Genomic DNA, 16543 nt, shown 5'->3' with positions numbered 1-16543 from the left:
GCCATGTCGGCCGATTCCAACGACGCTTCGCGGGCGCCAGCCCCGAACGCCGCTCCCTTGTTCGCGCGCGTGGCGGCGGCGGACCGGCGGGCGGAGGCGCGCCTGGCGACGGCGATCGACGACTTCTTCCTTGCCGAGGACGATCGGCTTGACGATCGCACGCGCGCCGCAGTCGGCACGGTGCTGACGACGGCGGTGCAGGCGATCGAACGCGAGATAGCCGGCCATGCCGCGCGCCAGCTTGCCGGGTTGAGCGTAATTGCGCCGGGGATGGCGTTCGACGGGCGGAAGGCGCCATTGCTCGGGCGGTTGATCGATTCGGGTCTGCTGCGCGATCGCGACCTGATGAGCGAGCTGATCGGCCAGGTGCGGCAGGATCTGCTCGGCGAGGCGCTGCTCGCCAATCGTGCGCCGGGGGCGAATGCCGCGCAGCTGGCGCGACTGACCGGCTGTGGGGACGGTGTCGTCGCCGCTGCGGCTTCGGCTTACCTGATGGCGGACAGCCGCCGCCGGGCGCCCGGCACGGCGCGCCGCGGCGATCTCCCCCCGGCGCTGCACCGGCGGCTTGTCTGGTGGGTGGCGGCGGCACTTCGCGACGCGCGAACGGTGGAGCCGGCGCAGCAACCGGCGGTCGATCAAGCGCTGGTCGCGGCAGCGCAGCGCAGCCTTTCCGCGCACGACGAAGGCGAACGCCTCGACGCGGTCGCGATGCGGCTGGCCGCGGCGATCGACGCGCGGCCGGCGGAACTCGCCGAGCTACTGGTCGAAGCGATTGAGGAAGGGCGTGCAGCGCTGTTCGTGGCGGTGGTCGCGCATGCGCTCGCGATCGACTTCGCCGAGGCGCGCGCGCTGACGCTGGATCCCGACGGAGACCGGTTGTGGCTGGCGCTGCGCGCGCATGGGCTGGACCGCGCAACGATCGCGCGGATCGGGCTCGCGCTCGCCGATGCCGATCCGCGCCGCGACATCGAGGCGTTCGCCGACGAACTCGATACGATCGCCGCGATCCCGATCGACGCCGCGCGTGACGCGCTCGCGCCGCTCGCGCTGCATCCCGAGTTCCGCGCCGCGCTGCTCGCGCTGGGGCGAGGACGCGGGCGATGATCGAAGGCGCAATCCTTACGGCGCGTGTCGATGGCGACGACCGGCTGGTCGAGGCCGATGCCGCGTTCATGGCGCTCAACGAACGCGCTGGCGGCGCGATCGGCGAACGGCTGGCGACGCCGCAATTGGCGACGATCGTGCGACTGGCGCGGCGGCTGCAGATTCTCGTCTCGCGCGCGGTGACGATCGCCGACAGCGATGTCGATCTCGATTGCTGGGTCCGCGCGACGCCGGGTGAAAACGGCGTTGCGCTTGCCGTATCGCCAGTGCGCGAGCGGCCGGCGTGGCGGCCTTCGTCGGCGACGGGCAGCGTGCCGCCGCCGGCCGGCGCGGACTGGACGTGGGAGACCGACGCCGGGCTGCGCGTGCAGCGGCTGCTGGTCGAAGCGGGCGCGCGCCACGGCTTCGATGCCGCGGCCGCGCTCGGCCAGCCGTTGACCAAGTTGTTCGCGCTCGACAGCGACGAGCATGGCGTGCTGCCGCTGCTCGAGGCGGTGGCGGCGCTCGACGATTTCGAAAACCAGCCGGCTAGCTTGCGCGAGGGCGGCGCGCGGGTGATGCTGGCGGGGCACGTCAAGCGTGATACCGGCGGCGCGTTCGCCGGGTTCGTCGGTGCGACGTTCCACCAAATGGTCGTTCCGGCGCAGGAAGCGGTGGCGCTGGGCAGCGCGTTCAACCGACGGCTGGATACCATCCTGCGCGGGCCATTGGGGCGGATCGTCGCGACGGCAGACAGTATCAATGCGGGCGTCGACGGGCCGATCGACCCGCACTACGCCGACTATGCCGCGGATATCGCCAGTGCCGGGCGACATCTGATGGGGCTGATCGACGATCTGGCCGACATCCAGGCGATCGAACGCGACGACTTCACCGTCGAGGATGAAGGCATCGACCTTGCCGACGTGACGCGTCGCGCGGCGGGGCTGCTCGCGGTGCGCGCTGCCGATGCTGGCGTGGCGATCGACCGCGGCGATCTCGATCGACCCGTGCCGGCGCATGGTGAATTCCGCCGCTCGCTGCAGATCATGGTCAATCTGATCGGCAATGCGGTTCGCTATTCGCCGCGCGGGTCGACGATCTGGCTGCGGCTGCAGAACGACGGCGATCGTGCGATCGCGATCGTTGCCGATCAGGGCAAGGGGGTCGCGGCGGAGGACCAAGAGCGCATCTTCGGCAAGTTCGAGCGGGTCGATACGGGCGAGCCCGGCGGCAGCGGGCTGGGGCTGTACATCGCGCGGCGGCTTGCGCGGGCGATGGGGGGCGACCTGACCGTCGACAGCGCGCCGGGCGAAGGCGCGCGGTTCGTGCTGAGCCTGCCGGCTCGGTAGGCGAGAATGGGGTGACCTTAGCGCTCCGTTCGCCCTGAGGAGAGGCTGAGGCGAAGGCGAAGTATCGTCTCGAAGGGTATCGTCGGTGCTTCGAGACGGCATTTCGACAAGCTCAATGCCTCCTCAGCACGAACGGGTGGAGGTGCGGAAATGACGCTCTATCGTATCCGGAACAGCCGCAGCGGTGAGCCCTTGGGGAGCGGGACGGGGACTAGCCACGGGAACTTCTCGCCATGCGCGAGGCGGCCGTAGAAGCCGTTCGGCGCACGATCGCGATAGACGGTCGATTCCGCCATGTTCGGGCATACCAGCATCAGCGTGGCGCCGTGCCGCTTCATGATTGCGCGCGCTTCCTCGGGCGAGCGTTTGAAAGCGTGCTGCACGTCGAGGATCGCATCGCCGTTGCGATGATAGGGCCCGGCGATCGCATCGTGGTGGGTCAGCGTGATCAGCCGCGGGCCGAGATCGACGAAGGTGAAGATCGTCTGGCGCGGAATGCGGTTCAGCGGGGTCATCGCCGGCATCGTCACGCAGCGGCCGGAGGCGCGGTTGACGCGCTGGACATAGGGCTTGGGCCGATCGATCGGGAACCACTTGAGCGCGAGGCCGGCGAACAGCCCGGAGATGATCACGAAGACTGTCACTGTGCCGAACACGCGCACGAACAGTGACTGGTGGCCGAGCAGCCACGGCAGGATGATCCAGCCGAGTGCTGTTACGCCGGGGATCGCCATCACTTGGGCGGCCGGGCCGGCGCGAACCTGCCACAGCAGCATCAGCATCGCGAACACGGCGAATAGCGCGACGCAGGCCCAGCCGAGCAGCGCCGGGGTGCCGCGCGCGCGCCATGTTGCGACGCCCGCGCCGATCAGCCCCATCACGGGCAGTGCGGCGAGCGGGAAGGCGACGCGGAGCGGGTGGCGGTAGATCGGCTTCGCCTCGCGGACGTTGCCCAGCCAGTTGGCGTAGAGTTCGTCCGAGACCTGCTCGGGTCGCCCGAGGCATTGCGGGAAAAGCAGCCCGAACCCGGCGACGATGACTCCGCCGGCCAGCACCGCGAGGCCAAGCCGGACGGTGCGGCTTTGCGGAGAGACCAGCGCCAGCACCGCGAGCAGCGCACCGGCCGCGACGAACACGCTGAGCCATACTGGCGTCAGCGCATCGCAGCGCAGGACGCGGTTGGCTTCAGATGCGAACAGCGCAAAGCCGGCGGCGCACCCGCCGCCGAGCGACAGCGCGTAGGTGAGCAGCCTGCGACGCTCGTCCGCGTCCCACACCCAGCGCAAGGCGATGATCGCGCCGGCCATGGCGCAATAGGGCAGCATCTCTAGCCCGATGGTGAGCGACAGCGCGCTTCCCAGCCCCACCGTCATGCCGCCGCGCGCATCCTTGGGATCGCACAGGCCGGCCACGGTTAGGCTGAGCATCGCGAGCTGCCAGCCATGATGATCGATCCGATCCGGCATGAACATCAGTATCGCGACGGTTGAGCCCATCAGGAACACGAGCGCGAGCGGCCAAGCGAGCGGCGCGACCAGTCGGCGGACGGTCGCACCGATGCCGAGCAGGGTGATGCTGAGCGGGATCAGCGGCGCGATGCCGCAAGCGAGCTTCTCTGCCTCCGCCACGCCGACGAACGGGCGCAGCAGCAGGATCAGGCCGGCGATCGGCAGGTCGACGATCCGCGACCAGTGGATGTCGAAGCCCTGCGGCGGGTTCAGACGGTAATTGCGCAGATCGTACCAGCCCTGCCCGTCGAGCAGCGCGCGGACTTGCGCCAGCCGCATGTTGTCGTCGGTGTCACCAAGCGACAGCCAGTGGATCGCGCTCCACCGCTGCGCGACGAAGAAGATCGCGATCACCACCCAGGCGATCAGCGTCAGCCGGATCCAGTACCGGTCGAGTTCGGTAGCGAGGGCATTGCGTGTATCGTTCAAAACTCTTCCCTCGATCCGCCGGCCACTCTAGACGCGCTGCGACCGTTCGTCCCGAAGCCCGGACGGGTCGAGATCGAAGCGGCCTCTAATCCGAGGACCACAAAGGGCAAGGCGTGGACGCGGTTCGCAACAAGTTCATCACCGACGCACGGCGCGAGACATTCTGGCAGCTTGTCCGCTTCGGGATCGCCGGCGGACTGGCGACGGTCTGCTATGCGGCGGTCTATTCGCCGCTTGCCGCGCTGAAGATCACGTCGGAGCAGGTGGCGAATATCTGCGGCTATCTCGTGGCGATGCTCAGTGGATATGTGCTGCACAGCAAGTGGAGCTTTCGCGGGCACGGCACGTCGGCGACGGCGTCGGCGCCGAAGTTCTTCGCCGTTTCGCTCGTCAGCTATGCCGTGAATACCTTGTGGGTATTCCTGCTGACCGACGATGCGATGATGGCCGGGCCGTGGTGGTGGCCGCTGGTGCCGATCGTGTTCGTGACGCCGCTCGTCACCTTTGCCCTTAACCGACTGTGGGTGTTCGCCTGATATGGATCGCCGCGTCTACGACCGCATGGCCGAGCATGATTCCACCCATTGGTGGTATCGCGCGCGGCGCGACATCCTGGCCGATTATCTGACGCGCGAGGGGCGGCTGCCCGCGCATGCGCGCATCCTGGAGATCGGGTGCGGCACGGGGCACAATCTGCCGATGCTGGCGGATTTCGGCACGGTCGACGCGATCGAGATCGATCCCGCGGCACGTGCCATTGCCGGGCAGCGGCTGGGTCGCGAGGTTGGCGATGCGCCGCTGCCGACGCTGCCCGGGGTTCCGGCGGGGCATTACGACCTGATCGCGGTGCTCGATGTGGTGGAGCATATCGCCGACGATGTAGCGGCGCTGAAGGCGATGCGCGAGCGGCTGGCGCCGGGGGGCAAGATCCTGATCACGGTGCCGGCGCATCAGTGGATGTGGAGCGCGCACGACGTGGTGAACCATCACCACCGGCGCTATTCCAAGGCGACGTTGCAGCAGGCGATCGCGGCGGCGGGGCTGCGGCCGCGCAAGCTGGCTTACTTCAACTCGTTGTTGTTCCCACTCGCCGCCGCGGCGCGGCTGGCGGGGCGGTTGACCGGGCGCGACGACAGCGACGATTCGCCGCCGCCGCGGCCGGTGAACGCGCTGTTCGAAACGATCTTCCGGTGGGAGCGGCACATGGTGGGACGTGTGCCGATGCCGCCGGGTGTGTCGATCGTGACGCTGGCGGAGCCGGCTTAGCGGCTGAAGCCTTGAGCTTGACCCACGTCCGTTCGCCCTGAGGAGGTGCTGAGCGATAGCGAAATGCCGTCTCGAAGGGCGTGCCTCGATGCTTCGAGACGGCATTTCGACAAGCTCAATGCCTCCTCGGCACGAACGGTTCAGTATGAGCAATGACGCTCTAGCCGCGCCCTTTGCCGGCGATCTCGCTTTCGGGGATGATGGTGCGTTCGGCCTGGAAGCCGAGCGTCGCGCGGCGGTGGACGGTGCCGGCGATGTCCGCGACCAGATACAGCGGGCGACGCTTCGATTCGATGTAGAGCCGGCCGATATATTCGCCGATCATGCCGAGGACGAACATCTGGACGGCGCTGAGCACTGTCACGACGAGCATCGTCGAGGTCCAGCCCTGCACCGGATCGCCTTCGAAATAGCCCCAGGCGATATAGACCAAAAGCAGTAGCGACAGGCCCGCCAGCGCGACCGACGCATGGCTGGCGAAGCGCAGCGGGGCAGTGGAGAAGCCCGTCACGGCGTCGAAGGCGAGGCGCAGCATCTTCGAGATTGGGTAATTGGTTTCGCCCGCGTGCCGCTCGGCGCGGTCATAGACGAAGGGCACTTGGCGGAAACCGACCCAGGCGACCATGCCGCGGATGAAGCGCGCCTGCTCGGGCAGCGACAGCAATGCATCGAGCGCGCGGCGCGACATCAGGCGGAAATCGCCGGTGTCGAGTGGGATCTCGGTATCGGTGAGGCGATCGAGTAAGCGGTAGAATGCGGCCGCAGTGGCCTTCTTGAACAGCGTTTCGCCGGCTCGCTTGCGGCGGACGGCGTAGACGACGTCGGCGCCGTCGCGCGCCATCGTCGCGCGCATGTCGGCGAGCAGCTCGGGTGGATCCTGCAGATCGGCGTCGATCACTAGGATCTGCTCGCCCGAGCAGAGGTCGAGCCCTGCCGTCAGCGCAAGCTGGTGGCCGTGGTTTCGCGAAAGGTTGATCGCCACCAGCCGCGGATCGGTGGTGGCGAGATATTGCATGATCGACCAGCTATCGTCGCGCGAGCCGTCGTTGACCAGCACGATCTCGTGATCGTCGCCAACCGCGGCATGCGCCGCCGCCGCGACGCGCTGGTGGAGTAGCGGCAGCGTTGCGGCCTCGTTGTAGCAGGGGATGACGATCGATAGGGCGGGACGCTTCATGTTGCGAGGCGGTCTAACGGCCGGGGCTGGTGAACGCACGTGGAAGTTGTTCGCCACTCCCCCCCCGTTCGTCCCGAGCGAAGTTGAGGGACTGGCAACGAGCGACGTCGCCCGCGGCCATGCCTCGACTACGCTCGGCACGAACGGGAGGGGTGTCGAATCCCGGTCAGACGATCACGCCATCCGGGCCTGCTCCTCGACCAGCCGCTCCATGATCGTCAGCGGCACCGCGCCCGATTGCAGCACTTCGTGGAAGCGCTTCAGATCGAACTTGTCGCCACGGATCTTCTCTGCGGTCGCACGGGCGCGCTGCCAGGCGGCGTGGCCGACCTTGTAGCTGCAGGCCTGGCCGGGCTGGGTGCAATAGCGCTCGATCTCGCGCTGCGAGCGCGGGCGGGCGAAGCCGACCGTCTTGACCATGTAGTCGGTCGCTTGCTCGCGGGTCCAGCGCTTGGTGTGGAGGCCGGTATCGATCACGAGGCGGGCGGCGCGGAACAGATAGCTTTGCAGGAAGCCTGCACGTTCGAGATCGTTGGCATAGCCGCCGAGCTCGTCCGCGACGCTTTCCGCATAAAGCGCCCAGCCTTCGGAATAGGCCGAGAAAAAGGTGAGGTTGCGCAGTAGCGGCTGCGGCGCCTTCTGCGCGATCGAGATCTGCAAGTGATGCCCCGGCACGCCTTCGTGATAGGTGAGGCTGGGCAGCGAATATTTCGGCCAATCGCCGACGCTCTTGAGGTTGATCCAGTAGATCGCCGGGCGCGAGCCATCGAGCGCGGCGCGGTTGTAATACCCGTTCGACGCGCCGTCCTGAATGTCGGTCGGCACCGCGCGGATATCGAGCGGCTCGTTCGGCGGCGCGAGGAAGACCTGGCCGAGTTTCGCGGTCAGCGCGGCATTGCCTTCGTTCAGCCCCTTGATCAGCGCGGCACGGCCTTCGGCGGTGTCGGGATAGACCTGATCAGCGCGAATGTTGAGAATGTTGAGGCGATCGGCCACTGTTCCAGTGGTCAGACCCTGCTTCCTGAGGATCGCGTCGAGCTGCGCGGTGATCTCGGCGACCTGATCGAGCCCCATCTTGTGAACCTCGTCGGGCGTGAACTTGGTGGTGGTCGCCTGTTCGAGCGCGGCGGCATAGATCGCGTCGCCCTGCGGCACGTCCCATACGCCGGCCGAGCTGCGTGCCTTGGTGCGCAGCGACTTGATGAGTGCCATCTGACGATCGAGTGCGGGATAGACCTGCCCCTCGACGATCTTCGCAGCGCGCGCCTGCCAGTCGCCGGCAATGGTCTTCGCCGCGGCGCGGCGGGCGACCGACTGTGCGAGGCCACTCTCCGCTGCTGGTGCGCCGCGCAGCTTGGCCATCTGGCCGATCGTCAGATCGAGCGAGAAATCGGGTGCGAGATAGCCGCGTGCGGCCTCTTCCTTCTGATCCGCGCTGTCCTGATCGAGCCGCGTGGCGAAGGCCGTGAGGCGATCGAGATACGCCTCGCAATCGTCGGCGGTATTGATCGTGTGCGCCGAGTTGAGGAAATCGGGGGTCGAGAAGTAGCTGCCGCCCTGTTGGAAGATCGTGAACGGGCGCTGCACGCCATCGAGGTTGAAGCGATCACGCGGCAGCGCGCGACTGTCGAGCGAATAGAGGATGACTTCCCGATCGAGCTTCGACCGCGGCGACAGCGGAGCGGGATCGACGGCGCGGATCGTGGCAATCGCCTGCTTCAGATCGGCATGCGCGCTTGCCTTGGCGGCGGGTGAGGTATCCGACAGCCGGTGCTTCAGCTGGGCGTTCGCGCCCTTGTCCATGCCGAGCGACGTGGCGAGTTCGGGCGAGCGTTGCAGCGTCTGCGCGAAGGTACGGTCGAAGATGGCGTTGAGCTTGGCGTCGGCGGGGTTGGTCGGCGCGGCGGCTTGCGCGCGGAGCGCTTCGGGGATGAGCGCGACGGCGGAGGCGGCGCTGGCGGAGGCGAGGAAGCTGCGGCGATCCAAGGGGTTGAGCCTTTCTTGTGGGGAGACGGTGGTTCTAGGCATGGCAGTAATGGTGCCGCAAGGGGGTTCGCGGCGGGCTTGTGTTGGGTTGCGCTCGGGGCGGTCCCTCGACTTCGCTCGGGACGAACGGGGAGGTCGTGCGCGCGATTAACGGGAAGGGATGGAGCGTACCGCAAGCGGCAGGGTGTAGGACAGCGGCGCTGGCATTTGTGCCGCTTCCGGTTGCAGGATGTGCGGCGCGGTGGATGCCGGGACGAGCCCGGCATGACGATGGATAAGCTAAACCCGTTCCGCAGCGTTCACCGCGTCGGCAGCGCGCAGAGCAGCCAGGAGGCGCATCAACTGGTGCGCGTCGTGGACCTCGACATCGATGATATTGCTGTGGAATTGCGTATCGCGCGTGTCGAGCCGCAGGTTGATGATGTTTGCCTTGTGCTGACCAATGATCGTCGCGAGCACGCCGAGCGCACCGGGCTCGTTCTTCACCTCGACCGCGATGCGGGCGGTGGCGCCTTCGGTTTCGGTGCCCCATTGCACGTCGATCCAGTCGGTCTCCTCTTCCGAGCGCTCGGCGAGATCGGCAAGCGTCGAACAGTCGATCGCATGGACTTCGATCGAGGCGTCGGGACGGCGCAGGCCGACGATCCGGTCACCTGGCACCGGGTAACAGCAGCCGCCCAGCTCATAGGCGACGCCTGGCGCCAGTCCCTCGATCGAGATTGCGGAGGATAGCGGCGCCGCCAGCGCCACGTCGGCACCGGCCGAGCCGGGCATCAGCGCCTCCATCACCTGCGCGTCGGTGAGCGTGCGGCGGGCGATTGCTTGCATCAGCGCGGTTTCGTCGGAGAGCTTCAGGCGCTTGATCGCTTGCTTCTTGGCGTCCTGCCCAAGCGGGGCGGGGAGCCGCGCGACGATATGGTCGTACAGCTTTTGGCCGAGCGCGACGGTTTGTTCGCGTTCGACATGGCGCAAGTGGCGGCGGATCGCGGCCAACGCCTTGCCGGTGATCGCGAACCCAAGCCAGTTGGGTTGGGGCGTCTGGGCCTTGGAGCGCAGCACCTGCACTTGGTCGCCATTCTCGATCACGGTGCGCAGCGGCACGACGCGGCCATTGATCTTCGCGCCGACCGCCTGGTCGCCGAGATCGGTGTGGACGGCGTAGGCGAAGTCGATCGGCGTTGCGCCTTTGGGCAACTGAATCAGTTCGCCCTTGGGGGTGAAGGCGAAGATGCGATCCTGATACATCGCCATGCGCGTGTGTTCGAGCAGCTCTTCCGGGCTTCCCGCCGTGTCGAGGATCTCGACGAGGTCGGCGATCCAGCTGTGCTGCGATTGCGGGCTGACGCGCGTGCCCTGTTTATACGCCCAGTGCGCGGCGAGGCCGAATTCGGCCTCAGCGTGCATCTCGCCGGTGCGGATCTGGATCTCGACGCGCTGGTTCTCGGCGTGGATCACCGACGTGTGGAGCGAGCGATAGCCGTTGCGCCGCGGAGTGGAGATGTAATCCTTGAACCGGCCGGGCACCATCGGCCAGCGGCGATGGATATGGCCGAGGGCGATGTAGCAATCGTCCTCGCTGGGGACGATTGCCCGGAACGCCATGATATCCGACAATTGCTCGAAGCTGATGTGGCGTTCCTGCATCTTGCGCCAGATGCTGTATGGATGCTTCTCGCGCCCTGAGATTTCGACATCGATGCCGTGGCGCGACAGCAGCATCTTCAGGCCCGACCCGATCTTCGCGATCTTGTCGCCACCGCCGGCCTTCAGCTGTTCGAGCCGGCGGGTGATCGATTCATAGGCTTCGGGTTCGAGTTGCGCGAAGGCGAGCGTCTGCATCTCCTTCATGAACTCGTACATGCCGATCCGCTCGGCGAGCGGGGCGTAGATCTCCATCGTCTCGCGCGCGATGCGGCGGCGCTTTTCATCGGATTTGATGAAGTGGAGCGTGCGCATGTTGTGCAGGCGATCGGCGAGCTTCACCAACAGCACGCGGATATCGCCGGACATCGCGAGCAGGAACTTGCGCAGGTTTTCGGCGGCGCGCTCGCTTTCGGTCTGCGCCTCGATCTTGCTGAGCTTGGTGACGCCGTCGACCAGCCGCGCGACATTCTCGCCGAACAATTGCCGGATCTGTTCGGTGGTGGCGACGGTATCCTCGACCGTGTCGTGGAGGATCGCCGTCGCGATCGTCTCGTCGTCGAGGTGAAGCTCGGTCAGGATGCCGGCGACTTCGATCGGGTGGCTGAAGTAAGGATCGCCGCTCGCGCGCTTCTGCGTGCCATGCGCGTTGACCGAAAAGACATAGGCGCGGTTCAGCAGCGCTTCGTCGGCATCGGGGTCATAATCGAGGACCCGGTCTACGAGTTCATATTGGCGCAGCACGACAGTGACTTGGGGCGTGCGAGACACGCATTGCAACAAAAAAGGGCCCGCGCCACACGGCACGAGCCCTTTTGTTCATCGGCGCGGATGCCGATCAGTTCGCCGTGGCGGGGGTCGTATCAGCCTTGGCCATCACGGTCTTGGCGCCCTTCGCCTTCGCGTTGCAGGCGTCGAGCTGCGTCGCGTCGAAAGCCTTGCCGCGAGCGGTGAAGCCCGAGAGCTGGCCGGCGCTGCGCGCGACGAGCTGGCAAGCGACCATCTCGCGCATCGGCGCGTCGACGGTGACGAAGGCGCCGTCGCGCACGTTCCACGCGGTGTCGCGCGTCATCAGGACCGACTTCGCCGGGGCGGTGACCGGGGTTGCGACATAGGCGCTGTCGGATGGCTGAGCGGAGACACCAGCGGCCGCGAGCAGCGCGGCGGAAACGAGAACGGACTTGGTGAGCGAGCGAATCATCGGTGCCTCCTGGGGGATGTAGGTTGCTGAACGCTACTTAGATGCTGCAATTGCGAGTTGCAACAAGAAACTCGCACTTGCGAGTTGCATTCGACAACCCTTATTTTCTATGCGGTTCGCCTGCGCAAATGCGTTACGGTGATGTGAAAGCGAGGAGTTCGGATGGGAGAGCTGCGCGAGCCGCTACAGGAATGCAGCCTGCCGGCGGCGCTGGAGGCGATGGGGGAGCGCTGGGCGTTCCTGATCCTGCGGGCGGCGTTCAACGGCCTGCATCATTTTGAGGAGTTCCAGTCCGAGCTCGGGATCGCGCGCAACATCCTCGCAAACCGGCTCGCCCGGTTCGTCGATCATGGGATGATGGAGCGCAAGTCGCTGCCGGAAGACCGGCGCAAGATCGCCTATCATCTGACCGATAAGGGCTATGCGTTGCTGCCGACGATGGTGGCGCTGCGGCAATGGGGCGAGCGCTGGGAGACCGGCTGCCCGGCATTCCCTATCCTGGTCGACAAGCGTGACAATCGCCCGATCCAGCAGGTCGCGGTGATGAGTCATGACGGGCGGGTGCTCGGCATGGGCGACCTGCACTGGGCGCTGCCGAGCGATGTCTCGTACGGCGAAGAGCGCGAAGCGGCGGAGTAACGCCACTCGGGCCGGCAGCGCTTGTCGGATGGCGGCGCTTGTCTCTATCAGCGCGGCGACCGACCACGGCCCGCCCCAACCGGAGACCTGCCAGCGATGCCCACCCTCGTCCTGATTCGCCACGGGCAATCTGCCTGGAACCTCGAGAACCGCTTCACCGGCTGGTGGGACGTCGACGTAACCGAAAAGGGCGTCGCGGAAGCGAAGGCGGCGGGCGAGCTGATGGCGGCGAGGGGCCTCGATTTCGACCTGACCTTCACTTCCCTACAGACGCGCGCGATCAAGACGCTGAACATCGCGCTGGAGGCGATGGGGCGGCTGTGGCTGCCGACCGAGAAGCACTGGCGGCTGAACGAGCGGCATTATGGCGGGCTGACCGGGCTCGACAAGGCCGAGACGGCGGCCAAGCACGGCAACGAGCAGGTGCATGTCTGGCGCCGCAGCTTCGACATCCCGCCCCCGGTGGAAGAGGCGGGCGGGCCTTACGACATGACCGGCGACCGCCGCTACGCTGGGATCGACATCCCGCGCACCGAGAGCCTGAAGGACACGATCGCACGCGTCCTGCCATATTGGGAGGAGCGGATCGCGCCCGAGCTGCGCGCCGGACAGCGGGTGCTGATCTCGGCGCATGGCAATTCGTTGCGCGCGCTGGTCAAGCATCTGTCGAACATCCCCGACGACGAGATCACGAGCCTGGAGATCCCGACCGGCCAGCCGATCGTGTACGAGTTGGACGACACGCTGGTCGCGACCGATCGCTATTATCTGAGCGAGCGTTGATCGCGGCATGACCCATCGTTCGGCGCGCGGCGGGCTGCTGCTCGCACTCGGCGCCTATGCGATGTGGGGCGTGCTGCCGCTCTACTTCCGGCTGCTTGCGGCGGTGCCCCCGCTCGAGGTGCTGGCGCATCGCGTGATCTGGTCGGTCGTGCTGCTGATCATCGTCGTGACCGTGCTGCGGCGCTGGCCGTCGATCCGCGACGCGATGACCGCGCGGACGCTGGCAATGCTGGCGGCGAGCGCGACGCTGATCGCGATCAACTGGCTGATCTTCATCTGGGCGGTGAACAACCAGCATGCGCTGGCGGGGAGCCTCGGATATTTCATCAATCCGCTCATCAACGTGGCGCTTGGCGTGGTGGTGCTGGGCGAGCGGCTGCGGCGGTTGCAGGGGGTGGCGATCGGCATCGCGGCGGTGGGCGTGGTCGCTATGGCGCTGGTTGCGCTCGATACCTTGTGGATCTCGCTGTCGCTGGCGGTGACGTTCGGTGTCTACGGGCTGGTGCGCAAGGTGGTGGCGATCGACTCGCTGGGCGGGTTGACGCTCGAGACGATGATGCTGGCGCCGGTGTCGCTGGGCTATGCGCTGGTGCTGGCGGGGACCGGGACGGGGGCGTTCGGGCAGTCGAGTGGCACCGATGTGCTGCTGGTGCTGCTCGGCGTGGTGACGGCGGCGCCGCTGCTGATGTTCGCCGCAGCGGCACGGCGCTTGCCCTATTCGTCGATGGCGCTGCTGCAATATGTTGCGCCGACGCTGCAGTTCATCGTCGCAGTTGCGGTGTTCGGCGAGCCGCTGCTGCCGCTGCATCTGCTGGTGTTCGCGCTGATCTGGGCCGGATGCGCGGTGTTCGCGTGGGACAGCGTGCGCGCGGCACGGGAGCCTTAGGCGGCGAAGAGTTCGAGCTGTTTCTGCTTCGGCGCGACCAGTGGCTTGAGCTCTGCCTTGTCGGTCAGCGTGATCGGGCGCCAATCGGCGGCGACGATGAACGGCCGGATCTTGGCGATTGAGACGGTCAGCCGCGCGACATCCTCCAGCCGCAGCTTGCGCCAACGGCGGCTCGTGAGGATGTTGGCGACGGCCTTCGTGCCGAGACCCGGCACGCGAAGCAGCAGTTCGCGTGGAGCGCGGTTCACGTCGACCGGGAAACTGCCACGGAATTTGAGTGCCCAAGCGAGCTTGGGATCGATGTCGAGCGGCAGCATGCCGGTCGCCTCGTCCGCCGCGGCGATGACCTCGGCCGGCTGGAAACCGTAGAAGCGCATCAGCCAGTCGGATTGGTACAGGCGATGTTCGCGCATCAGCGGGGGGCGCTGAAGCGGCAGCACGGCCGACGCGTCGGGGATCGGGCTAAACGCCGAGTAGTAGACGCGGCGCAGCTCGAAGCGATCGTAGAGCGTCGCGGCCTTGGTGACGATGTCGCCGTCGGTCGCAGCATCGGCGCCGACGATCATCTGAGTGGATTGGCCTGCGGGCGCGAAGGTTGGGGCGGACTTGTACTTCTTCTTGGCGTCGCGCGTGTCGAGGATCGAGGTGCGCAGCCCGCTCATCGCGCCTTCGATGCGGCCATTGTCCTTTTCGGGGGCGAGCCGCTTCAGGCCGCTGACGGTCGGCAGCTCGACGTTGATCGACATGCGATCGGCGTACAGCCCGGCCTGATGGATCAGTTCGGGATCGGCGTCGGGGATCGTCTTGAGGTGGATGTATCCGCGGAAATGATGATCCTCGCGCAAGCTTCGCGCGACCTCGACCATCTGCTCCATCGTGTAGTTCGACGAGCTGATGATGCCCGAGGAAAGGAACAGCCCTTCGATATAGTTGCGGCGGTAGAAGGACAGCGTGAGGTTCACGACTTCCTGCGCGGTGAAGCGCGCGCGGCGAACGTTCGAGCTCTTGCGGTTGATGCAATAATGGCAGTCGAAGATGCAGCTATTGGTCAGCAGGATCTTGAGCAGGCTAATGCAGCGGCCGTCTGGGGCGTACGCATGACAGATGCCCGAGCCTTCGGTCGAACCAAGCCCCTTGCCATCGCGCGAGTTGCGCTTGGCAGTGCCCGACGAGGCACACGATGCGTCATATTTCGCCGCGTCTGCAAGTATTTCGAGTTTCTGTCGGACATCGAGCTGCGCCATCCGTTCTACATAGGTTCTCCTGCTGGACGTGTCGACCTCGTCACAATTCGCGGCTAACCGCAATCGATGCGATTGCCTCGTGTTGACCATCCTGGCCCCTATCTGCTGCTGGCGCTGACGTGCGTCGCGGGGTGGCTGTTCAAGGCGCATTGCGGGGCGGTGTGGACCGGCGACGAGCAGTATCTGACCGGTTGCTACTCGGATGCGGTGCCCTTCTGGGGCCTGCGCGGCGTGGCGGCGGGGCAATTGCCGTATGTCGAGTCGCGGATCGAATATCCGGTGCTGGCGGGGGCGCTGATCTGGCTTGAGGGGCTGGTCGTGCGCACGATCGGCGGCGCGCGCGGGGATGCGTTCGATTTCCTGTTGGTGGTGTCGATCGTCAACGCTGCGCTCGCGTTCGCGGTGCTGCGGATGATGGAGCAGGCGGGCGTGCCGCTGTCGCGGCGCTGGTGGTGGGCGGGGGCGCCGCCGCTGGTGCTGTACCTGGGGCACAATTGGGACATGCTGGCGGTGGCTCTGGCAATGGCAGCAATGCTGGCGGCGCGGCGCGGCGAGGCGTTGACGGGTGCTGCGCTGGCGGCGATCGGGACGGCGGCGAAGCTGTTTCCGGTGTTGTTGCTACCGCTGCTCGGGCTCGGTGCGCTTTTCGGGCGGGGGGCGACGTGGCGGGCGCGGATCGCGAGCGCGGCGGTGCTGACGGTGACGGCAATCGTCTTCTGGGGCGCGCTGAACCTGCCGTTCGCGTTGCGGGCGTTCGACAATTGGGCGGAGTTCTACACTTTCAGCAGCGCGCGAAGCGGGACGGCGGCGTCGGTGTGGGAGATCATGGCGGTCCAGGGCTGGTGGGTGACCGAAATCGCGGCTCGCAATCTATGGTCGTTTCTGGTGTTCGCCGGGGGAGCTGCGGCGATCGTCGGGCTTGGCTGGCGGCGGCATGGGGATCGACTGTGGGTGTTGTTCACGCCGGTGCTCGCGTGGTTCCTGCTGACCAACAAGGTGTATTCGCCGCAGTTCGATCTGTGGCTGTATCCGTTTCTGCTGCTGACCTCGCGGCGGCTGTGGCCGGTGGCGTGGTTCGTGATGGGGGATCTGGCGGCGTATTGGGCGGAGTTCTGGTATTTCGCGTCGCCGGGTGGAGCGGGGATGGGGGTGACGCAGGGGCATATCGCCGTGGCGGCGGGGTTTCGGGCGGTGGCGATGGTGTGGGCGATCGTGGATGGGGTGCGGAGTGAGGGGCCGGTGTGGATATTGTCCTCCCCACGCAGTGGGGAAGGGGAACAGCCGTAGGCTGGTGAGGGGAAGACGCGAGCGTGCCGCTTTTGGCGCGTCCCCTCCACCACCGCCTTCG

Annotated in this window: 14 protein-coding genes; 8 read left to right on the top strand and 6 right to left on the bottom strand. The window is 66.7% G+C overall.

Annotated features, from left to right (window positions below; translation table 11 throughout):
• Positions 1–3: 3 nt before the first annotated feature.
• Both LLW23_RS05475 and LLW23_RS05470 read left to right on the top strand, forming a co-directional pair.
• Positions 4–1104, top strand: a complete 1101-nt coding sequence (locus tag LLW23_RS05475; protein WP_228947764.1) for a DUF2336 domain-containing protein — start codon at positions 4–6, stop codon at positions 1102–1104.
• The gene (locus LLW23_RS05470) at positions 1101–2435 is read left to right on the top strand and encodes a sensor histidine kinase (protein ID WP_228947763.1); all 1335 of its coding nucleotides are present in this window, start codon (positions 1101–1103) and stop codon (positions 2433–2435) included. The genes LLW23_RS05475 and LLW23_RS05470 overlap by 4 nt, the downstream gene beginning before the upstream one ends.
• A 158-nt stretch (positions 2436–2593) precedes the next feature.
• On the opposite strand, the gene LLW23_RS05465 is transcribed toward LLW23_RS05470, so the two are convergent.
• Positions 2594–4372: an AcrB/AcrD/AcrF family protein gene (locus LLW23_RS05465; RefSeq protein ID WP_228947762.1), complete on the bottom strand. Its 1779-nt coding sequence runs from the start codon at positions 4370–4372 to the stop codon at positions 2594–2596.
• Positions 4373–4485: 113 nt separating this feature from the next.
• Between LLW23_RS05465 and LLW23_RS05460 the strand changes: the two genes are divergently transcribed.
• Together LLW23_RS05460 and LLW23_RS05455 are read left to right on the top strand one after the other, a co-directional pair.
• Positions 4486–4908: a GtrA family protein gene (locus tag LLW23_RS05460; RefSeq protein WP_228947761.1), complete on the top strand. Its 423-nt coding sequence runs from the start codon at positions 4486–4488 to the stop codon at positions 4906–4908.
• 1 nt (position 4909) lies between these two features.
• On the top strand, positions 4910–5638 hold the full coding sequence (locus LLW23_RS05455; RefSeq protein WP_228947760.1) for a class I SAM-dependent methyltransferase: 729 nt from the start codon (positions 4910–4912) through the stop codon (positions 5636–5638).
• 160 nt (positions 5639–5798) lie between these two features.
• On the opposite strand, the gene LLW23_RS05450 is transcribed toward LLW23_RS05455, so the two are convergent.
• From LLW23_RS05450 to LLW23_RS05435, 4 genes are all read right to left on the bottom strand, one after another.
• Complete coding sequence (locus tag LLW23_RS05450; RefSeq protein ID WP_228947759.1) at positions 5799–6815, bottom strand: glycosyltransferase family 2 protein; 1017 nt, start codon at positions 6813–6815, stop codon at positions 5799–5801.
• Between the two features lie 174 nt (positions 6816–6989).
• Entirely contained in the window at positions 6990–8801 is a 1812-nt protein-coding gene (locus tag LLW23_RS05445; protein ID WP_228947758.1) for a DUF885 domain-containing protein, read from the bottom strand.
• A gap of 279 nt (positions 8802–9080) precedes the next feature.
• Entirely contained in the window at positions 9081–11186 is a 2106-nt protein-coding gene (locus tag LLW23_RS05440; RefSeq protein WP_228948478.1) for a RelA/SpoT family protein, read from the bottom strand.
• A gap of 94 nt (positions 11187–11280) precedes the next feature.
• Positions 11281–11643 carry a CC_3452 family protein gene (locus LLW23_RS05435; RefSeq protein ID WP_228947757.1) on the bottom strand — a complete coding sequence of 121 codons (363 nt, stop codon included), beginning with the start codon at positions 11641–11643 and terminating at the stop codon, positions 11281–11283.
• A 162-nt stretch (positions 11644–11805) separates the two neighbouring features.
• On the opposite strand from LLW23_RS05435, the gene LLW23_RS05430 reads away from it, so the two are divergent.
• From LLW23_RS05430 to rarD, 3 genes are all read left to right on the top strand, one after another.
• A complete protein-coding gene (locus LLW23_RS05430; RefSeq protein ID WP_228947756.1) occupies positions 11806–12282 on the top strand; it encodes a winged helix-turn-helix transcriptional regulator in 477 nt (158 codons plus the stop codon).
• Between the two features lie 96 nt (positions 12283–12378).
• Complete coding sequence (gpmA, locus tag LLW23_RS05425; RefSeq protein ID WP_228947755.1) at positions 12379–13065, top strand: 2,3-diphosphoglycerate-dependent phosphoglycerate mutase; 687 nt, start codon at positions 12379–12381, stop codon at positions 13063–13065.
• Positions 13066–13072: 7 nt separating this feature from the next.
• Positions 13073–13951: an EamA family transporter RarD gene (rarD, locus tag LLW23_RS05420; RefSeq protein ID WP_228947754.1), complete on the top strand. Its 879-nt coding sequence runs from the start codon at positions 13073–13075 to the stop codon at positions 13949–13951.
• On the opposite strand, the gene LLW23_RS05415 is transcribed toward rarD, so the two are convergent.
• Positions 13948–15195, bottom strand: a complete 1248-nt coding sequence (locus LLW23_RS05415) for a putative DNA modification/repair radical SAM protein (RefSeq protein ID WP_228947753.1) — start codon at positions 15193–15195, stop codon at positions 13948–13950. The genes rarD and LLW23_RS05415 overlap by 4 nt on opposite strands.
• Before the next feature lie 66 nt (positions 15196–15261).
• On the opposite strand from LLW23_RS05415, the gene LLW23_RS05410 reads away from it, so the two are divergent.
• Entirely contained in the window at positions 15262–16482 is a 1221-nt protein-coding gene (locus LLW23_RS05410; protein ID WP_228947752.1) for a hypothetical protein, read from the top strand.
• The last annotated feature ends 61 nt before the right edge of the window (positions 16483–16543 follow it).

It is taken from the genome of Sphingomonas radiodurans (genome assembly GCF_020866845.1).
Lineage (GTDB): Bacteria > Pseudomonadota > Alphaproteobacteria > Sphingomonadales > Sphingomonadaceae > Sphingomonas > Sphingomonas radiodurans.
Note: the sequence above shows the minus strand (reverse complement) of the source record. Positions and strands in the feature narration are given on the sequence as shown.